The organism is Paraburkholderia sp. UCT70, from assembly GCF_050434085.1.
Classification (GTDB): domain Bacteria; phylum Pseudomonadota; class Gammaproteobacteria; order Burkholderiales; family Burkholderiaceae; genus Paraburkholderia; species Paraburkholderia tuberum.
On the sequence record NZ_JBNPVZ010000004.1, the window covers coordinates 2,763,806 to 2,780,437 of the forward strand.

At 64.8% G+C, this 16,632-nt stretch carries 13 protein-coding genes; 1 reads left to right on the forward strand and 12 read right to left on the reverse strand.

The window, feature by feature from the left end; all coding sequences use genetic code 11:
* Positions 1-14: 14 nt before the first annotated feature.
* Positions 15-1,256, reverse strand: coding sequence for a bifunctional glutamate N-acetyltransferase/amino-acid acetyltransferase ArgJ (argJ, locus tag OKW41_RS38455; RefSeq protein WP_429575754.1), 1,242 nt, complete (start codon positions 1,254-1,256; stop codon positions 15-17).
* Between the two features lie 153 nt (positions 1,257-1,409).
* Positions 1,410-4,226: a preprotein translocase subunit SecA gene (gene secA / locus OKW41_RS38460; protein ID WP_429575755.1), complete on the reverse strand. Its 2,817-nt coding sequence runs from the start codon at positions 4,224-4,226 to the stop codon at positions 1,410-1,412.
* 285 nt (positions 4,227-4,511) lie between these two features.
* On the opposite strand from secA, the gene OKW41_RS38465 reads away from it, so the two are divergent.
* On the forward strand, positions 4,512-4,994 hold the full coding sequence (locus tag OKW41_RS38465) for a DciA family protein (protein ID WP_429451815.1): 483 nt from the start codon (positions 4,512-4,514) through the stop codon (positions 4,992-4,994).
* 63 nt (positions 4,995-5,057) lie between these two features.
* Here the strand turns inward: OKW41_RS38465 and lpxC are convergent, their stop codons facing one another.
* The 10 genes from lpxC to murD form a co-directional block, all read right to left on the reverse strand.
* On the reverse strand, positions 5,058-5,975 hold the full coding sequence (gene lpxC, locus OKW41_RS38470; protein WP_429451817.1) for a UDP-3-O-acyl-N-acetylglucosamine deacetylase: 918 nt from the start codon (positions 5,973-5,975) through the stop codon (positions 5,058-5,060).
* 289 nt (positions 5,976-6,264) lie between these two features.
* Positions 6,265-6,768, reverse strand: coding sequence for a peroxiredoxin (locus OKW41_RS38475; RefSeq protein ID WP_090801956.1), 504 nt, complete (start codon positions 6,766-6,768; stop codon positions 6,265-6,267).
* Positions 6,769-7,033: 265 nt separating this feature from the next.
* Positions 7,034-8,236, reverse strand: coding sequence for a cell division protein FtsZ (gene ftsZ / locus OKW41_RS38480; RefSeq protein ID WP_184058571.1), 1,203 nt, complete (start codon positions 8,234-8,236; stop codon positions 7,034-7,036).
* A 116-nt stretch (positions 8,237-8,352) separates the two neighbouring features.
* Positions 8,353-9,585 carry a cell division protein FtsA gene (ftsA, locus tag OKW41_RS38485; RefSeq protein WP_008921172.1) on the reverse strand — a complete coding sequence of 411 codons (1,233 nt, stop codon included), beginning with the start codon at positions 9,583-9,585 and terminating at the stop codon, positions 8,353-8,355.
* A 27-nt stretch (positions 9,586-9,612) separates the two neighbouring features.
* Positions 9,613-10,365, reverse strand: coding sequence for a cell division protein FtsQ/DivIB (locus tag OKW41_RS38490; protein ID WP_429575756.1), 753 nt, complete (start codon positions 10,363-10,365; stop codon positions 9,613-9,615).
* Between the two features lie 23 nt (positions 10,366-10,388).
* Complete coding sequence (locus OKW41_RS38495) at positions 10,389-11,330, reverse strand: D-alanine--D-alanine ligase (protein ID WP_429575757.1); 942 nt, start codon at positions 11,328-11,330, stop codon at positions 10,389-10,391.
* A 1-nt stretch (position 11,331) separates the two neighbouring features.
* Positions 11,332-12,735 carry a UDP-N-acetylmuramate--L-alanine ligase gene (murC, locus tag OKW41_RS38500; RefSeq protein WP_429451822.1) on the reverse strand — a complete coding sequence of 468 codons (1,404 nt, stop codon included), beginning with the start codon at positions 12,733-12,735 and terminating at the stop codon, positions 11,332-11,334.
* Positions 12,732-13,856, reverse strand: coding sequence for an undecaprenyldiphospho-muramoylpentapeptide beta-N-acetylglucosaminyltransferase (murG, locus tag OKW41_RS38505; RefSeq protein WP_429575758.1), 1,125 nt, complete (start codon positions 13,854-13,856; stop codon positions 12,732-12,734). Before murG ends, murC begins: the two co-directional genes overlap by 4 nt.
* Complete coding sequence (ftsW, locus tag OKW41_RS38510; protein WP_429575759.1) at positions 13,853-15,118, reverse strand: putative lipid II flippase FtsW; 1,266 nt, start codon at positions 15,116-15,118, stop codon at positions 13,853-13,855. Before ftsW ends, murG begins: the two co-directional genes overlap by 4 nt.
* Positions 15,115-16,626, reverse strand: coding sequence for a UDP-N-acetylmuramoyl-L-alanine--D-glutamate ligase (gene murD / locus OKW41_RS38515; protein ID WP_429575760.1), 1,512 nt, complete (start codon positions 16,624-16,626; stop codon positions 15,115-15,117). Before murD ends, ftsW begins: the two co-directional genes overlap by 4 nt.
* Between the last annotated feature and the right edge of the window lie 6 nt (positions 16,627-16,632).

Below are 16,632 nucleotides of genomic sequence, written 5' to 3' on the forward strand. Positions count from 1 at the left end.
CGCTTTGAAGCTGATTACGAGCGGTAGTCGGCGTTGATGCTCACGTAGTCGTGCGACAGATCGCAGGTCCAGATCGTGGCTTGCGCATTGCCGCGGCCGAGCACGACGCGAATGCCGATCTCGCTTTTTTTCATCACGCGCTGGCCGTCTTCTTCGCGGTAGGCCCGGTTGCGGCCGCCGGCAGTCGCGACCAGCACGTCGTCCAGATACAGATCGATCTTGCCGACGTCGAGATCGTCAACGCCGGCATAGCCGATGGCCGCGAGAATACGGCCGAGGTTCGGGTCCGATGCATAGAAGGCCGTCTTGACGAGCGGCGAGTGGCCGATCGCGTAGGCGATCTGGCGGCATTCGTCGACGCTCGAGCCGCCTTCGACATGCACGGTCATGAATTTGGTCGCGCCCTCGCCGTCGCGCACGATCAGTTGCGCGAGGTTCTGCGCAACCTCGGTCACCGCGTCGCGCAGCGCTGCATAAACGGGCGAATCGGTGGACGTGATCGCGGGCAGGCTCGATTTGCCCGACGCGATCAGGATGAACGAATCGTTGGTCGACGTATCGCCATCGATCGTGATGCAGTTGAACGAGCGATCCGCGACGTGCTTCACGAGTTCGTCGAGGACCGGCTGCGCGACGGCTGCGTCGAACGCGAGGAAGCCGAGCATGGTCGCCATGTTCGGCTTGATCATGCCGGCGCCCTTGCTGATGCCGGTCAGCGTGACCGTGTGACCGTCGATCGTGACCTGACGCGAGCTCGCCTTCGGCAGCGTGTCGGTCGTCATGATCGACTGCGCGGCGCCGTACCAGTTCGCTTCCTTGCGGTTCGCGAGCGCGGCCGGCAAGCCCGCCTTCAGACGATCGACCGGCAGCGGTTCGAGAATCACGCCCGTCGAGAACGGCAGCACCTGCTCGGGCGCGATGTCGGCGAGACGCGCGAGTTCCGCGCAGGTTTCGCGCGTCGCCGCGAGGCCCGGCTCACCGGTACCCGCGTTCGCGTTGCCGGTGTTGATCACCAGCGCGCGAATCGGCTTGCCACCCGTGCGCACGCGCTGCAGGTTCTCGCGGCAGACCGTGACGGGCGCCGCGCAGAAGCGGTTCTGCGTGAACACGCCGCCTACCGTCGCGCCTTCGTCGACGGAAATGACGAGCACGTCCTTGCGGTTCGGTTTGCGGATATTCGCTTCCGCCCAGCCTAGCGTGACGCCGGCGACGAGGTGGAGTTGAGCGGGATCGATCGAGGGAAAGTTGACAGCCATGGTCGCGACCTGTCGAAGAAAATGCCGGCGGACGCCGGCATCGGGGAAACGGAACTGATGACCCGAGTGTGTTGCCGGGTCACCCGCGAAATCAAAACCGCCAAACGGCGCTTAAAAACGACACGGCGCGCCCGGAAGCGCGCCGCATCGCCATCAGGCGATCTTGCCGTGGCACTGCTTGTACTTCTTGCCGCTGCCGCACGGGCACGGGTCGTTGCGGCCGACCTTCGGCACGTTGTCGGTATGCATGTGCACGGCCGCCTGCGGCGCTGCGCCGTGGCCGTGGCTCATCGCGTCGCCGATCATCGCGGCGGCGGCCGCTTCGGCCGCGACCGGCGCGGCGGCGCCGGCTTCCGCGAACTCGGCATGACGGAACTCGACGTTCTCCAGATGACCGCCCTGCTCTTCCATCTGCTCCGCGGCCGCTTCGAGCTGCTCCGGCGACTGGATCTGCACGTTCATCACGATGCGCGTGACTTCGAGCTTCACGGCGTCGAGCATCGCGGCGAACAGTTCGAACGCCTCGCGCTTGTATTCCTGCTTCGGGTTCTTCTGCGCATAGCCGCGCAGATGGATGCCCTGACGCAGATGATCGAGCGCGGCCAGATGCTCGCGCCACGCGCGGTCGAGCGTCTGCAGCATGATCGAGCGCTCGAACGCGCTGAACGATTCGCGGCCGACCAGCTGGACCTTCGCCTCGTACCCTTCGTCCGCGGCGGCCTCGACCGCTTCGAGAATCTCTTCCGAGCTGATCGAGTTCGACTCGTTGATCATTTCCTGAATCGCGAGGTCGAGCTGCCATTCGTTGCGCAGCACTTCCTCGAGCTCGGGCACGTCCCACTGCTCTTCGATGCTGCCCACCGGCACGAACTGATGCACGATGTCGCCGACCACGCCGTGACGCATCGCGCTGATGGTCTCGGTGATGTCGTTCGCTTCGAGCAGTTCGTTGCGCTGCTGGTAGATCACCTTGCGCTGGTCGTTCGATACGTCGTCGTATTCGAGCAATTGCTTACGAATATCGAAGTTGCGCGCCTCGACCTTGCGTTGCGCCGATTCAATCGAGCGCGACACGATGCCCGCTTCGATCGCCTCGCCTTCCGGCATCTTCAGGCGGTCCATGATCGCGCGCACGCGGTCGCCCGCGAAAATGCGCAGCAGCGGATCTTCCAGCGACAGATAGAAGCGCGACGAACCCGGGTCGCCCTGACGGCCCGCACGGCCGCGCAGCTGGTTGTCGATCCGGCGCGACTCGTGACGTTCGGTGCCGATGATGTGCAGACCGCCCGCAGCCTTCACCTGATCGTGCAGCGTCTGCCATTCGTCGTGCAGCTTCTGGATGCGGCGCTGCTTTTCGTCGGCGGCGAGCGTTTCGTCCTGCTCGATGAACGACGCCTGCTTCTCCGCGTTGCCGCCGAGCACGATGTCCGTACCACGGCCGGCCATGTTGGTCGCGATCGTGATGCGCTGCGGACGGCCCGCTTCGGCGACGATCTCCGCTTCGCGCGCGTGCTGCTTCGCGTTCAGCACTTCGTGCGGCAAGCTGACCTGCTTCAGCAGATGCGACAGCAGCTCCGAGTTCTCGATCGATGTCGTGCCGACCAGCACCGGCTGACCTCGTTCGAAGCACTCGCGAATGTCGCGGATCACCGCGTCGTAGCGTTCCTTCGCGGTCTTGTAGATCTGATCCTGCTTGTCGATCCGCTTCGGCGGACGGTTGGTCGGGATCACGACCGTTTCGAGACCGTAGATCTCATTGAATTCGTACGCTTCGGTGTCGGCCGTGCCGGTCATGCCGGCCAGCTTCGCGTACATGCGGAAGTAGTTCTGGAACGTGATCGATGCGAGCGTCTGGTTCTCGCTCTGGATCTTCACGTGTTCCTTCGCCTCGACCGCCTGGTGCAGACCGTCAGACCAACGGCGGCCGGCCATCAGACGGCCGGTAAATTCGTCGACGATGATCACTTCGCCGTTCTGCACGACGTAGTGCTGATCCTTGAAGAACAGCGTGTGCGCGCGCAACGCCGCGTACACGTGGTGCATCAGCGTGATGTTCTGCGGCGCGTACAGGCTTTCGCCGTCGCCGATCAGGCCCCACTCGGAGAGCAGGCGCTCGGCCTTTTCGTGGCCCGACTCGGTCAGGAAGACCTGACGGCCTTTTTCGTCCAGCGTGTAGTCGCCCGGCTTCTCGACGCCGGTGCCGTCCGCCTTCTCTTCGCCGATCTGGCGCTCGAGCAGCGGCGGCAGCGCGTTCATGCGCACGTAGAGTTCGGTGTGATCTTCGGCCTGGCCGGAGATGATCAGTGGCGTACGCGCTTCGTCGATCAGGATCGAGTCCACCTCGTCGACGACCGCGAAGTTCAGGCTACGCTGCACGCGCGCGTCGGTCTCGTAGACCATGTTGTCGCGCAGGTAGTCGAAGCCGAATTCGTTGTTGGTGCCGTAGGTGATGTCGGCGGCGTAGGCTTGCTGCTTCGCCGTGTGCTCCATTTGCGACAGGTTGATACCGACCGACAGACCGAGGAAGTTGTAGAGACGCGCCATCCATTCGGCGTCGCGCTGCGCGAGGTAGTCGTTGACCGTGACCACGTGGACGCCGCGGCCCGACAGCGCGTTCAGGTAGACCGGCAGCGTCGCGACGAGCGTCTTGCCCTCGCCGGTGCGCATTTCGCTGATCTTGCCGTAGTGCAGCGCCATACCGCCGATCAGCTGCACGTCGAAGTGGCGCATCTTCAACACCCGCTTGCTGGCCTCGCGGCAGACCGCGAACGCTTCCGGCAGGATCTTGTCGAGCGATTCGCCGCTCGCGACGCGCTGGCGGAATTCACCCGTTTTGGCGCGCAGTTGGTCATCCGTCAATTGCTCGATCTGCGGCTCGAGCGCATTGATCGCCGCGACGGTCTTTTGATATTGCTTGACTAGCCGCTGATTACGGCTGCCAAAAATCTTCTGTAGAAAACCGGTGGTCATCGGATCGGTGTCTGCGTCGCGGCTTCGGCTGGCTCGCGGTATGCACTATGCGCATACCGCGCCTGGGTCGGAAAGTCCTCGGCGGCTTAGTCCAAGAGTGAATTCGAATCGGGCATTTTAGCACGCGCCTCCGGCCGCGCTCGTGTCGCAGGCGTGACGGCGCCGGCCTCCGCCAGCCCCGCCCGGCAACCTCCGGCGCGGCGCGGACCGACTTCGCAAGCTGCCCGCGCGGTACAATCGCGGCGTGAGCGCGCATGGGGCGAGCTCACGTCGTCAATCCCAAACATGAGCCGTTTTTCGACCTTTTCAAGATCGCCGAAGCAGTTCGATCGGCGCCGTCCGCAACCGCTTGCCGAGGTACTCGGCCGCACGGACGCGTTCGCTGCGCTGCGCGCAGGCGTCGAGCAGATCGCCGCGCTCGAGAAGGATCTGCGCGAGTTGCTGCCCGATTATCTGGCGACGAGCGTCGAACCTGGCTTCATCAAGGAGGGCGTGCTGGCCCTGTTCGCCGCGCACAACGCGCTCGCGGCGCGTCTGCGGCATCTGGAGCCGCGGCTGCTGGCGGATTTGCAGCAGCGCGGCTGGCCCGTGCAGGCGCTGAAGATTCGCGTGCGGCCGCAGCCGCTGAAAGAACCGCCGCCCGTAAAACAGGCGCGCATGACGCCGGCGGGCGCCGCCGCGCTGCAGGCGTTGAGCGAATCGCTTGAGCCTTCGCCGTTGCAGGAGGCGCTCGCGCGCATGGCCGCGCGGCATCGGCGCAATCGCTGAACGCTCGACGAAAAAAACGGCCCCGAGGGGCCGTTTTTCATTTGCTTGCCTGTTACGCTGGCTTTATGCGAACGCAGTCTGCGTCTCGTACGCGAAGCCGCGCGGGGCCTTCTGCGTGTCGTCGAAAGTGACGATTTCGTACGAGTCTTCGTGCGCGAGCAGCTCACGCAGCAACGCGTTGTTCAGACCGTGGCCCGACTTGTACGCGGTGTACGACGCGAGCAGCGGGTGGCCGACCACGTACAGGTCGCCGATGGCGTCGAGCATTTTGTGCTTGACGAACTCGTCGTCGTAACGCAAGCCGTCGTTGTTCAGGATGCGGTACTCGTCGAGCACGATCGCGTTGTCCATGCTGCCGCCGCGCGCGAGGCCAAGCTCACGCATCATTTCCACTTCATGCGCGAAGCCGAACGTGCGGGCACGCGCGATTTCGCGCACATACGACGTGTTGGCGAAATCCACTTCCAACGCCTGACCGGTTTTGTCCACGGCCGGGTGACGGAAGTCGATCGTGAATTTGAGCTTGAAACCGAAGTACGGATCGAGGCGCGCGAACTTGTCGCCGTCACGGATTTCAACCGGCTTCGTGACCTTGATGAATTTCTTCGGCGCGTTCTGCTCTTCGATACCCGCCGACTGGATCAGGAACACGAACGAACCCGCGCTGCCGTCCATGATCGGGATTTCCTCGGCCGTGACGTCGACGTAAAGGTTGTCGATGCCAAGACCGGCGCAGGCGGACATCAGATGCTCGATGGTCGACACGCGCGCGCCGTCTTTCTGCAACACGGAAGCCAGACGCGTATCGCCAATCGCCATCGCCGACGCAGGAATGTCCACCGGCGTGGGCAAATCCACGCGCGAAAACACGATGCCAGTGCCCGGCGCCGCCGGCCGGAGCGTCAGATTGACTTTACGGCCGGAGTGCAGCCCGATGCCGACAGTCTTGACGATCGATTTGATTGTGCGCTGCTTCAACATGGTGGTCTTCTATTCGATTGAAAATCCTAATCAGGATTTTTTATTCCATAGCGCGAATTATACTCCAATCCCCAGACCAGCGTCTTTGCGGGGAACGTGACAATCTGTTTCGCTGCATTACCCGCTGGGCTCAGCGACGGAAAGCGTGACGGGCCGATGCCCCGGGAACGGAGGCGTTTCCGGTCATCGGCCCGCGTAACGGCCTGTCACAAAAGCGTCGTAATCACCGTTGCCGTAACGCCACGCGGCATACGCGCGCGGGGTCGCGACGATGGTGCGACGTCAGCAACTAGCTCAAGGTGGCGAGAATACTCGCTGCATCGCTGACTTCGAATTTGCCGGCAGCCTCGACGTTCAGCGTCTTGACCACGCCGTCGTCGATCACCATCGCGTAGCGCAGGGAACGGATCCCCATGCCGCGCGCCGACAGATCCTGCTCCAGACCAAGCGCCCGTGTAAAAGCCGCACTACCGTCCGCCATCATGCGCACCTTGCCCGAGGTGTGCTGATCGCGTCCCCACGCGCCCATGACGAACGCGTCGTTGACGGACACGCACCAGATTTCGTCGATGCCGGCAGCGCGCAACTGCTCGGCATGCTCGACATAGCCCGGTACATGTTTGGCCGAACAGGTCGGCGTGAACGCGCCGGGCAATCCGAAGATCACCACGCGCTTGCCCGCTGTCTGCTCGTGCACGTCGAAACTGTTCGGTCCGATCGTGCAGCCCGCCCGGTCGTCTTCGACGTACTCGAAGAGCGTCGCGTCGGGCAGCTTTTCACCTTCCTTGATCATGCTCAGTCCTTTGCATCGATGCGAAGCACGCTCGCACGTCCTCGTGTCGCAGTGAATTTCGGTCCGGCCCATTCAACTATAAGCCAACGCCGTTCGGCGGCAGTCACTTCGTCCGCTTCGCGAATCCGCAGAGGACAGTTGCCCCTGCCGCGAATCAGACGATAAGCGACCTGCTTGCCGTTCACCCGCCACGCTCGTGCGTTCGTCCGCCAGCGCTGCGTCTGCGACCTTACTCGCAACGCGGCAACGAAGCCTGCCCGTGCGCTCAGTCCGCCTGCTTGCGCAGGAATGCCGGAATGTCGTACGTATCGACGCCCTTTTCCTGCAGCGCCTGCACGTGCGAGGCCGCCGTGTCGCGCGACGTGCGCCACACTGCCGGCGTATCGAGCGCGCCGTAGTCGGCCGTGCTGGCGTGGCCTGCCGCCGGTGCGTACGCCGCATGCGCCATCGCGCCGATCGGCTGGTTGTCGGTGCCGGTGCGCAGCAGCGTCATCGGTGCAGATTGCTGCTTCTTCGCCGCGCGGCCGAGTCCCGTCGCGACGACCGTCACGCGCAGCGCGTCGCCCATCGCGTCGTCGTACACGGCGCCGAAGATCACCGTGGCATCTTCCGCGGCATAGCTCTTGATCGTGTTCATCACTTCGCGCGTTTCCGACAGACGCAGCGACCGGCTCGACGTGATGTTGACCAGCACGCCACGCGCGCCCGACAGATCGACGCCTTCCAGCAGCGGGCTCGCGACGGCCTGTTCGGCCGCGAGTCGCGCGCGATCGACGCCGGCAACGGTCGCCGTGCCCATCATCGCCTTGCCCTGTTCGCCCATCACGGTCTTCACGTCTTCGAAGTCGACGTTGACGAGACCGTCGACGTTGATGATTTCCGCAATGCCCGCGACCGCATTGTTCAGAACGTCGTCAGCGCACTGGAAGCACTTGTCCATCTCGGCGTCGTCGCCCATCACCTCGAACAGCTTGTCGTTCAGCACGACGATCAGCGAGTCGACGTGATCCTCCAGTTGCTGCGAACCGGCTTCCGCCACGCGCATACGCTTGCCGCCTTCGAATTCGAACGGCTTGCTGACGACGCCAACGGTCAGAATACCCATTTCCTTTGCGATCTGCGCGACGACCGGTGCCGCGCCCGTGCCGGTGCCACCACCCATACCGGCGGTGATGAACACCATGTGCGCGCCGCGCAGTGCGTCGGCGATACGCTCGCGTGCTTCCTCAGCGGCGGCGTGGCCCATTTCCGGCTTGGCGCCCGCGCCCAGACCCGTGTTGCCGAGCTGGATCACCGCGGTGGCGCGCGAACGCGACAGCGCCTGCGCGTCCGTGTTCATCACGATGAAGTCGACGCCTTGCACGCCTTTGTTGATCATGTGCTGAACGGCATTGCCGCCAGCGCCACCGACTCCGACGACCTTGATGATGGTGCCGCTCGTTTCGGTTTCCAGCATCTGGAATTCCATGTTGCCTCCGTCAAGATAAAAAGTTACCGCCACTCGGCGTTATCCGGCAGGAGATCGGGCAACCCCCTGTCGCGCGCCGGCCGCCGGCACCAGCGCGAATTTCTCGAAACCCGTGATCAGAAGTTGCCGAGGAACCAGTCCTTCATGCGCGAGAACACCTGTCCCATCGACCCCGACTGCACCGCAACCTTGCGCCCGCGCATACGCTGCGAGCGTCCTTCGACGAGCAGGCCCATCGCCGTCGAATAGCGCGGATTGCGCACGACGTCGGCGAGACCGCCCGCATACTCCGGTACGCCGATGCGCACCGGCTTCAGGAAAATGTCCTCACCAAGCTCGACCATGCCGATCATCATCGACGCGCCGCCCGTCAGCACGACGCCCGAGCTCAGCAGTTCCTCGTAACCCGACTCGCGCACCACCTGCTGCACGAGCGAAAACAGTTCTTCGACGCGCGGCTCGATCACGGCCGCCAATGCCTGGCGCGACAGCGTGCGCGGACCGCGCTCGCCGAGACCCGGCACTTCGATCATCTCGTCCGGATCGGCGAGTGCCTGCTTGGCGATGCCGTAGTCGACCTTGATGTCCTCGGCATCCGGCGTCGGCGTTCGCAGCGCCATCGCGATGTCGCTCGTGATCTGGTCGCCGGCAATCGGAATCACGGCCGTGTGGCGAATCGCGCCTTCGCTGAAGATCGCGATGTCGGTCGTGCCGCCGCCGATGTCGACCAGCACCACGCCCAGTTCCTTTTCGTCTTCCGTCAGCACCGCAAGCGACGACGCGAGCGGCTGCAGAATCAGGTCGTTCACTTCGAGGCCGCAGCGACGCACGCACTTGACGATGTTCTGCGCCGCGCTCACGGCACCGGTGACGATATGCACCTTCACTTCGAGGCGGATGCCGCTCATGCCGATCGGCTCGCGCACGTCTTCCTGACCGTCGATGATGAATTCCTGCGTGAGGATATGCAGCACCTGCTGGTCGGTCGGAATGTTGATCGCCTTCGCGGTTTCAATTACGCGCGCGACGTCGGCCTGCGTGACTTCCTTCTCCTTGATCGCGACCATGCCGCTCGAATTGAAGCTGCGGATATGGCTGCCGGCGATCCCGGTGAACACGTTCGTGATCTTGCAGTCGGCCATCAGTTCGGCTTCCTCGAGCGCGCGCTGGATCGACTGCACGGTGGCTTCGATATTCACCACCACGCCCTTCTTGAGCCCCTTCGATTCGCTCTGGCCGAGACCGATCACCTCGTAGTGACCCTCGCCCTTCAACTCGGCGACGATGGCCACTACCTTCGACGTTCCGATGTCGAGGGCGACCAGCAGATCTTTATAGTCTTTACTCATAGCGTGCTCACTGCGTGTGATGTCCGTTTACTTCTTGCCCTTGTCGGGTTCGCTGATGAAGCGCATGCCAGTGGCACGAATCGCGAAACCGTTCGGATAGCGCAAGTCCGCATTCTCGATATCCTTTCCCCAACGTTGCGTCACCGCGCTCCATGCCGCGGTCAGGCGCTTGCTGCGATCGGCCAGCGTGTCCTGATTGCGTTCGCGGCCCAACTCCACCTGCGTGCCGTTCGACAGCTTCACCGTCCACGCGTAGCGCGCCGACAGCGTCACTTCCTCGGGCGTCGCGTGGATCGCCGCGAACCACTTCTGGAAGTCGTGATAACGCGCGACGACTTCCTTCGCCGTACCGTCCGGGCCGTCGAACGCCGGCAGGTCTCCGTCGAGCTCGGCCTGGTTCGCGGTGAACAGCTCGCCGTCGACGCTCACCAGCTGATCGCTGCCCCACGTCCCAAGCGGCTTGTACTCCTCGAGCGTGACAGCCAGTGCATTCGGCCACACGCGCCGTACGCTCGCGTGACGCACCCACGGCATCTGCTCGAACGCCTGCCGTGCGGCGTCGAGATCGACCGTGAAGTAGTTGCCCTTCAGTCGCCCCACCACGCCGGCGCGTACCGTCGGCGAATTGATGTGCTCGGTATCGCCGTCGATCTGGATCTCGCGCAGCGCGAAATTCGGGCGCTGGATCAGCCAGTAACCGCCCGCCGCCAGCAGCACGAGCACCAGCAACGCGTGCAGCGCGTTGCTGGCGAGATTGAGCTGGCGAACGTTGTTCCACATGGTGTCGCTTGCGGTTGCCTTGGTTAATCCTGCAGCGTCAGCGCCAACACGCCGACCACCAGTTCCTGATAGCTGATGCCGACCGCGCGCGCCGCTTTCGGCGGCAGCGAGTGATCGGTCATGCCGGGCGCCGTGTTCACTTCGAGGAAGTACGGCTTGGCTTCGCCGTCGAGCATGAAGTCCGCGCGGCCCCAGTCGGTGCAACCGAGCACATCGAACGCGCGGCGCGCGAGCACCTTCAGGCGCGCTTCCTCTTCAGCGCCGAGACCGCACGGAATCAGATACTGCGTGTCGTTGGCGACGTACTTCGCGTGGTAGTCGTAGAACTCGCCGGCCGGCACGATGCGGATCACCGGCAGGTCCAGATTGCCGGCGATGCACGCGGTGTATTCGCCGCCGCCTTCGATGCTCTTCTCGACCACGACGATACGGTCGTACTTCACGGCTTCGATCAACGCGGCCGGCAGCGCGTCCGCGCTCTTCACCTTGATCACGGCGACACTCGAACCTTCGCTCGCCGGCTTCACGAACAGCGGCAGACCGAGCTTCGCGACGATCTCCTTGGCGCGCGCTTCGTAGTCGTCACCGCGCAGCACCGCTTCGAACGGCGGAGTCGGAATGCCGAGCTGCTGCCACACGAGCTTGGTGCGGAACTTGTCGAGACCGAGCGCCGAGCCGAGCACGCCGCTACCGGTGTAACGGATGCCATAGAAATCCAGCGCGCCCTGGATCTGGCCGTTCTCGCCGTAGCCGCCATGCAGCGCGTTGAACGCGCGCACGAAGCCTTCATCCTTCAACGCGGACAGCGGACGCTCGGCCGGATCGAACGGATGCGCGTCGACGCCCGCGTCATGCAGGCCTTGCAACACCAGGCGCCCGGAATTGAGCGACACCTCGCGCTCGGCGGAATTACCGCCGAGCAGCACTGCCACCTTGCCGAATTGTTTAGGGTCGATACTGCTCATCTCACACCTTCTGTTCCTGAGCCAGTCGAACCGGCACACCGCCGATCGAACCCGCGCCCATCGTAATCACCACGTCGCCGTCGCGCACCACCGTGGACAGCGCGTCCGGCACTTCATCCACCGTATCGACAAACACCGGCTCGACCTTGCCCGCGACGCGCAGCGCGCGCGCCAATGCGCGGCCGTCGGCGGCGACGATCGGCGCTTCGCCGGCCGCATAGACTTCGGTCAGCACGAGCGCGTCGACGGTCGACAGCACTTTCACGAAATCCTCGAAGCAATCACGCGTGCGCGTGAAGCGGTGCGGCTGGAACGCCAGCACCAGACGCCGGCCCGGAAATGCGCCGCGCGCCGCCGCCACCGTGGCGGCCATTTCGACCGGGTGGTGACCGTAGTCGTCCACCAGCGTGTAGGAGCCCGCGGCCTGGCCGTCGCTGAGAACCGGCACTTCGCCATAGCGTTGGAAGCGTCGGCCGACGCCGTTGAAATCCGCGAGCGCTCGCTGGATATCGGCATCTTTCACTTCAAGTTCAGTCGCAATTGCAATTGCGGCCAAGGCGTTCTGCACGTTGTGCTCGCCCGGCAGGTTCAACGTGACGTCGAGCGGCGCCGCGTCTTCGCGCATCACGGTGAAATGCATGCGGCCTTCGCGAGCTTCGACGTTGACCGCGCGCACTTGCGCATCGGCCGCGAAACCGTAGCGGATGATCGGCTTCGACACGAACGGCAGGATCTCCTTCACGTTCGGATCGTCGACGCACAGCACCGCGATGCCGTAGAACGGCAAACGGTGCGTGAATTCGATGAAGGCCTGCTTCAGACGCGCGAAGTCGTGACCATAGGTGTCCATATGATCGGCGTCGATGTTCGTGATGACCTCGATCACCGGGAACAGGTTCAGGAACGACGCGTCCGATTCGTCCGCCTCGGCGACGATGAAGTCGCCGGTGCCGAGGCGCGCATTCGCGCCCGCGCTGATCAGCCTGCCGCCGATCACGAAGGTCGGATCGAGCCCGCCCGCGGCGAGCACGCTCGCGACCAGCGACGTGGTCGTGGTCTTGCCGTGCGTGCCGGCAATCGCGATGCCCTGCTTCAGACGCATCAACTCCGCGAGCATCACCGCGCGCGGCACGATCGGAATGCGGCGATGACGCGCGGCCAGCACTTCCGGGTTGTCGCTGCGCACCGCGGTCGACACCACCACCGCGTTCGCGCCTTCGATGTTCTCCGCCGCGTGCCCGATCGAAATGCGCGCGCCGAGCCCGGCGAGGCGCTCGGTGACCGCGTTGCCCGACAGGTCCGAGCCGCTCACCTGATAGCCGAGATTGACGAGCACTTCGGCGATGCCGCTCATGCCCACGCCGCCGATGCCGACGAAATGAATGTGTTTGACGATGTGTTTCATTGCTTTCCTTCTGGGCTCACGCCCGCCATCGAACCCGCAGCCGCCACCGTCGCGCAGATCTGCGCGACCTGTTCGGCGGCATCCGGTTTCGCGAGCGAGCGCGAACGCTCCGCCATTTCCGCGAGACTTTCCCGCGTCTGGCTGCGCAACCAGTCGGCGAGCTTTTCCGCCGACAGATCGCGTTGGTGCACGACTAGCGCCGCGCCGTTGTCGGCGAGGAACGCTGCATTAGTGGTCTGGTGATCGTCGACCGCGTACGGGAACGGCACGAACAGCGCCGCGACGCCGACCGCCGAGATCTCCGACACGGTCATCGCGCCCGAGCGGCAGATCACCAGATCGGCTGCTTCGTAGGCGCTCGTCATGTCGTCGATGAACGGCACGAGCGAGACGTCCGTGCCTGCCTGCAAGCCTGCGGCCGCGTAGTTCTCGCGCAGCGCGTCGATATGCTTCGCACCCGCCTGATGCACGATGCGCGGCCTCTCGTTGGAGCCAAGCAGCGCGAGCGCGCGCGGCACGACTTCGTTCAACGCGGCGGCGCCGAGACTGCCGCCCACGACGAGCACGTTCAGCGGACCGTTACGCTGGGCGTAGCGTGCTTTGGGTGCATTCGCGCGCGCAAGTTCCTCACGAATCGGATTGCCGGTCCACTCGCCGTGCGGCAGTGCATCCGGAAACGCGACCAGCACGCGCTTCGCGAGTTTTGCGAGCACCTTGTTCGCGAGGCCCGCGATCGAATTCTGTTCGTGCAGCACGAGCGGCCGGCCGCTCAGCGCCGTCATCAGCCCGGCCGGGAACGTGATGTACCCGCCCATGCCGAGCACTACGTCGGGCTTCACGCGACGCAGCACGCTCAAGCTCTGCGTGCATGCGCGCAGCAGGTTCACCGGCAGCATCAGTTTGGTCTTCAGGCCCTTGCCGCGCACGCCACCGAAGCGCACGTACTCCATCGGAATGCCGTGCTTCGGTACCAGCGTCGCTTCCATGCCCGCGGGGTTGCCGAGCCATACGACTTTCCAGCCCCACGCCTGCATCAGATGGGCGACCGCGAGCCCCGGGAACACGTGTCCCCCGGTGCCGCCGGCCATCACCATCACCGTGCGTTGTGGCAGAGCCGTCATACCTTGCCCCCGCGCATCAGCACACGATTTTCATAGTCGACCCGCATCAGCACCGCGATCGCCACGCAGTTCAGCAAGATGCCCGAACCGCCGTAACTGACGAGCGGCAACGTCAGGCCCTTGGTCGGCAGAAGACCGAGGTTCACGCCCATGTTGATGAAGGTCTGCGCGCCGAACCATATGCCGACGCCCTTCGCGACCAGACCCGCGAACGTGCGATCGAGCGCGAGCGCCTGGCGGCCGATCTCGAACGAACGGCGCACGATCCAGTAGAACATCAGGATCACGACGAGCACGCCGACGAAACCCAGCTCCTCGCCGATCACCGCGAGAATGAAGTCGGTATGCGCTTCCGGCAGATAGTTGAGCTTCTCGACGCTACCGCCGAGACCGACGCCGAACCACTCGCCGCGCCCGAACGCGATCAGCGAGTGCGTCAGCTGATACGCCTTGCCCTGCGCGTAACGATCGTCCCACGGATCGAGGTACGCGAAGATCCGCTCACGACGCCACGGCGACGCCCACACCAGCAACGTGAACGTGCCCACCGCGGTCGCGACGAGGCCGCCAAACAGCTTGCCGTTCACACCGCCGAGGAACAGCACGCCCATCGCGATCGCCGCGATCACCATGAACGCGCCCATGTCCGGCTCGAGCAGCAGCAGCATGCCGACGAGACCGACCGCGACGGCCATCGGCAGAAAGCCCTTGGCGAAGCTGTGCATGTATTCCTGCTTGCGCACCGTGTAGTTCGCTGCGTAGATCGTCACCGCGAGCTTCATGATTTCCGACGGCTGCATGTTCGTGATGCCGAGCGGAATCCAGCGGCGCGCGCCGTTCACGCCCTTGCCGACGTGCGGGATCAGCACGATCACGAGCGCGACGAGCGAGATCAGGAAGAGCTTCGGTGCGTACTTGTCCCACGTCGAAATCGGAATGCGGAACGACGCGACGCCGACCGCCGCGCCCATCAGCACGAAGATGATCTGGCGCAAGAGAAACGCCCAATCGCGATACGACGCGTACTTCGGCGAATCGGGCATCGCGATCGACGCCGAGTACACCATCACGACGCCGAGCCCGAGCAGCGCGACGACGACCCACAGCAGCGAGTGGTCGTAGTCGAGCATGCGCGAGCGCAGCGGCCGCACGCCGTTGACCGCGCTCGCGAGACCGCTGCCGCCCGTGCGGGTGGACGTGCGCGCCGCGGCGCCGTTGCCGCCGGCGGCTTCGCGCGAGCCGAAACGTTCCGACCAGCTCATATCATCGTCCCCCGTTCGGCCGCGATATCTTCGACCGTGCTGCGGAATACCGCCGCGCGGTGTGCGTAACCCTTGAACATGTCGAAGCTCGCGCACGCGGGCGACAGCAGCACCGCGTCGCCGGGCTGCGCGAGCGCGGTAGCCGCGCGCGTCGCGTCTTCGAGCGTCGCGTGGTCGGTCATCGCGACGCCGCAATGTTCGAGCGCCGCGCGAATCTGTGGCGCGTCGCGGCCGATCAGCATCACCGCGCGGCACCAACGCATCACCGGTGCGGCGAGCGGCTCGAACTCCTGACCCTTGCCGTCGCCGCCGGCGATCAGCACGACGCGCTGCGCGAGACCGTCGAGCGCGGCGACCGTCGCGCCGACGTTGGTGCCCTTGCTGTCGTCCACGTAGTCGATGCCGTCGATCGACGCGATCAACTCCACACGATGCGGCTCGCCGTGATATTCGCGCAGGCCGTGCAAAAGCGGCGCGCCGGGCAGGCCGATCGCGCGTGCGAGCGCGTACGCGGCCAACGCGTTGGCGGCGTTGTGCATGCCACGGATGCGCAGTGCGTCGGCGGGCATCAGACGCTTCAACGCGATGTCGGGCGTTGCGGCTGCTTCGTTCTTGCGACGGCGCTTCGGCGTCGGCTCGTCGCTCGCGTCGCGTTCTTGCGCTTCGACGAGCCACACCATGCCGTTGTCGCGCAAGAGGCCATAGTCACCGTCGTTCTTCGGCTCGGTCACGCCGAACGTGACGACCTCCGCGTCGCCGCTGGCAGGCGCGAGCGCCATTACGCGTGCGTCGTCGCGGTTCAGCACGCGCACCGTCCGTGTACCGAAGATGCGGCCCTTCGCGGCCGCGTACGCATCGAGTCCGCCGTGCCAGTCCAGATGATCCTGCGTGATGTTGAGCACGGCGGCCGCGTCCGGCGTAAACGTATGCGAGGTCTCTAGCTGGAAGCTCGACAGTTCGAGCACCCACACGTCGGGCAGCGCGGTCTGGTCGATCGCTTCAGAGAGCTTGTCGAGCAGCGACGGGCTGATGTTGCCCGCCACCGCGACCTTCTTGCCTGCGCGCTCGCACAGCAGGCCGGTCAGGCTCGTCGTCGTGGTCTTGCCGTTCGTGCCGGTGATCGCGATCACCTTCGGCGCGTAGCCGGACTCGCCGAGCGTGCGCAGCGCCTGCGAGAACAGTTCGAGTTCGCCCCACACCGGGATGCCCTGCTCGCGCGCCGCCGTGACCAGCGGCAGCAGATCGGCGGCCAGCGGCGACAGTCCCGGGCTGATCGCGACCAGCTCGACGCCTTCGAGCAGCACCGGCGAAAACGGACCGCCGACGAAATCGGCATCGACGCCATGCGCTTCGAGCGCGGACAGATTCGGCGGCACTTCGCGCGTATCGGCCACGCGCAGCCGACAGCCGTGCCTGGCGCACCAACGCGCCATCGCGAGACCGGATTCACCCAGTCCCAGCACGAGCACCATCGGCTTTTGCCGATCCCGAAACTTCTCGCCGAACATCGCCTG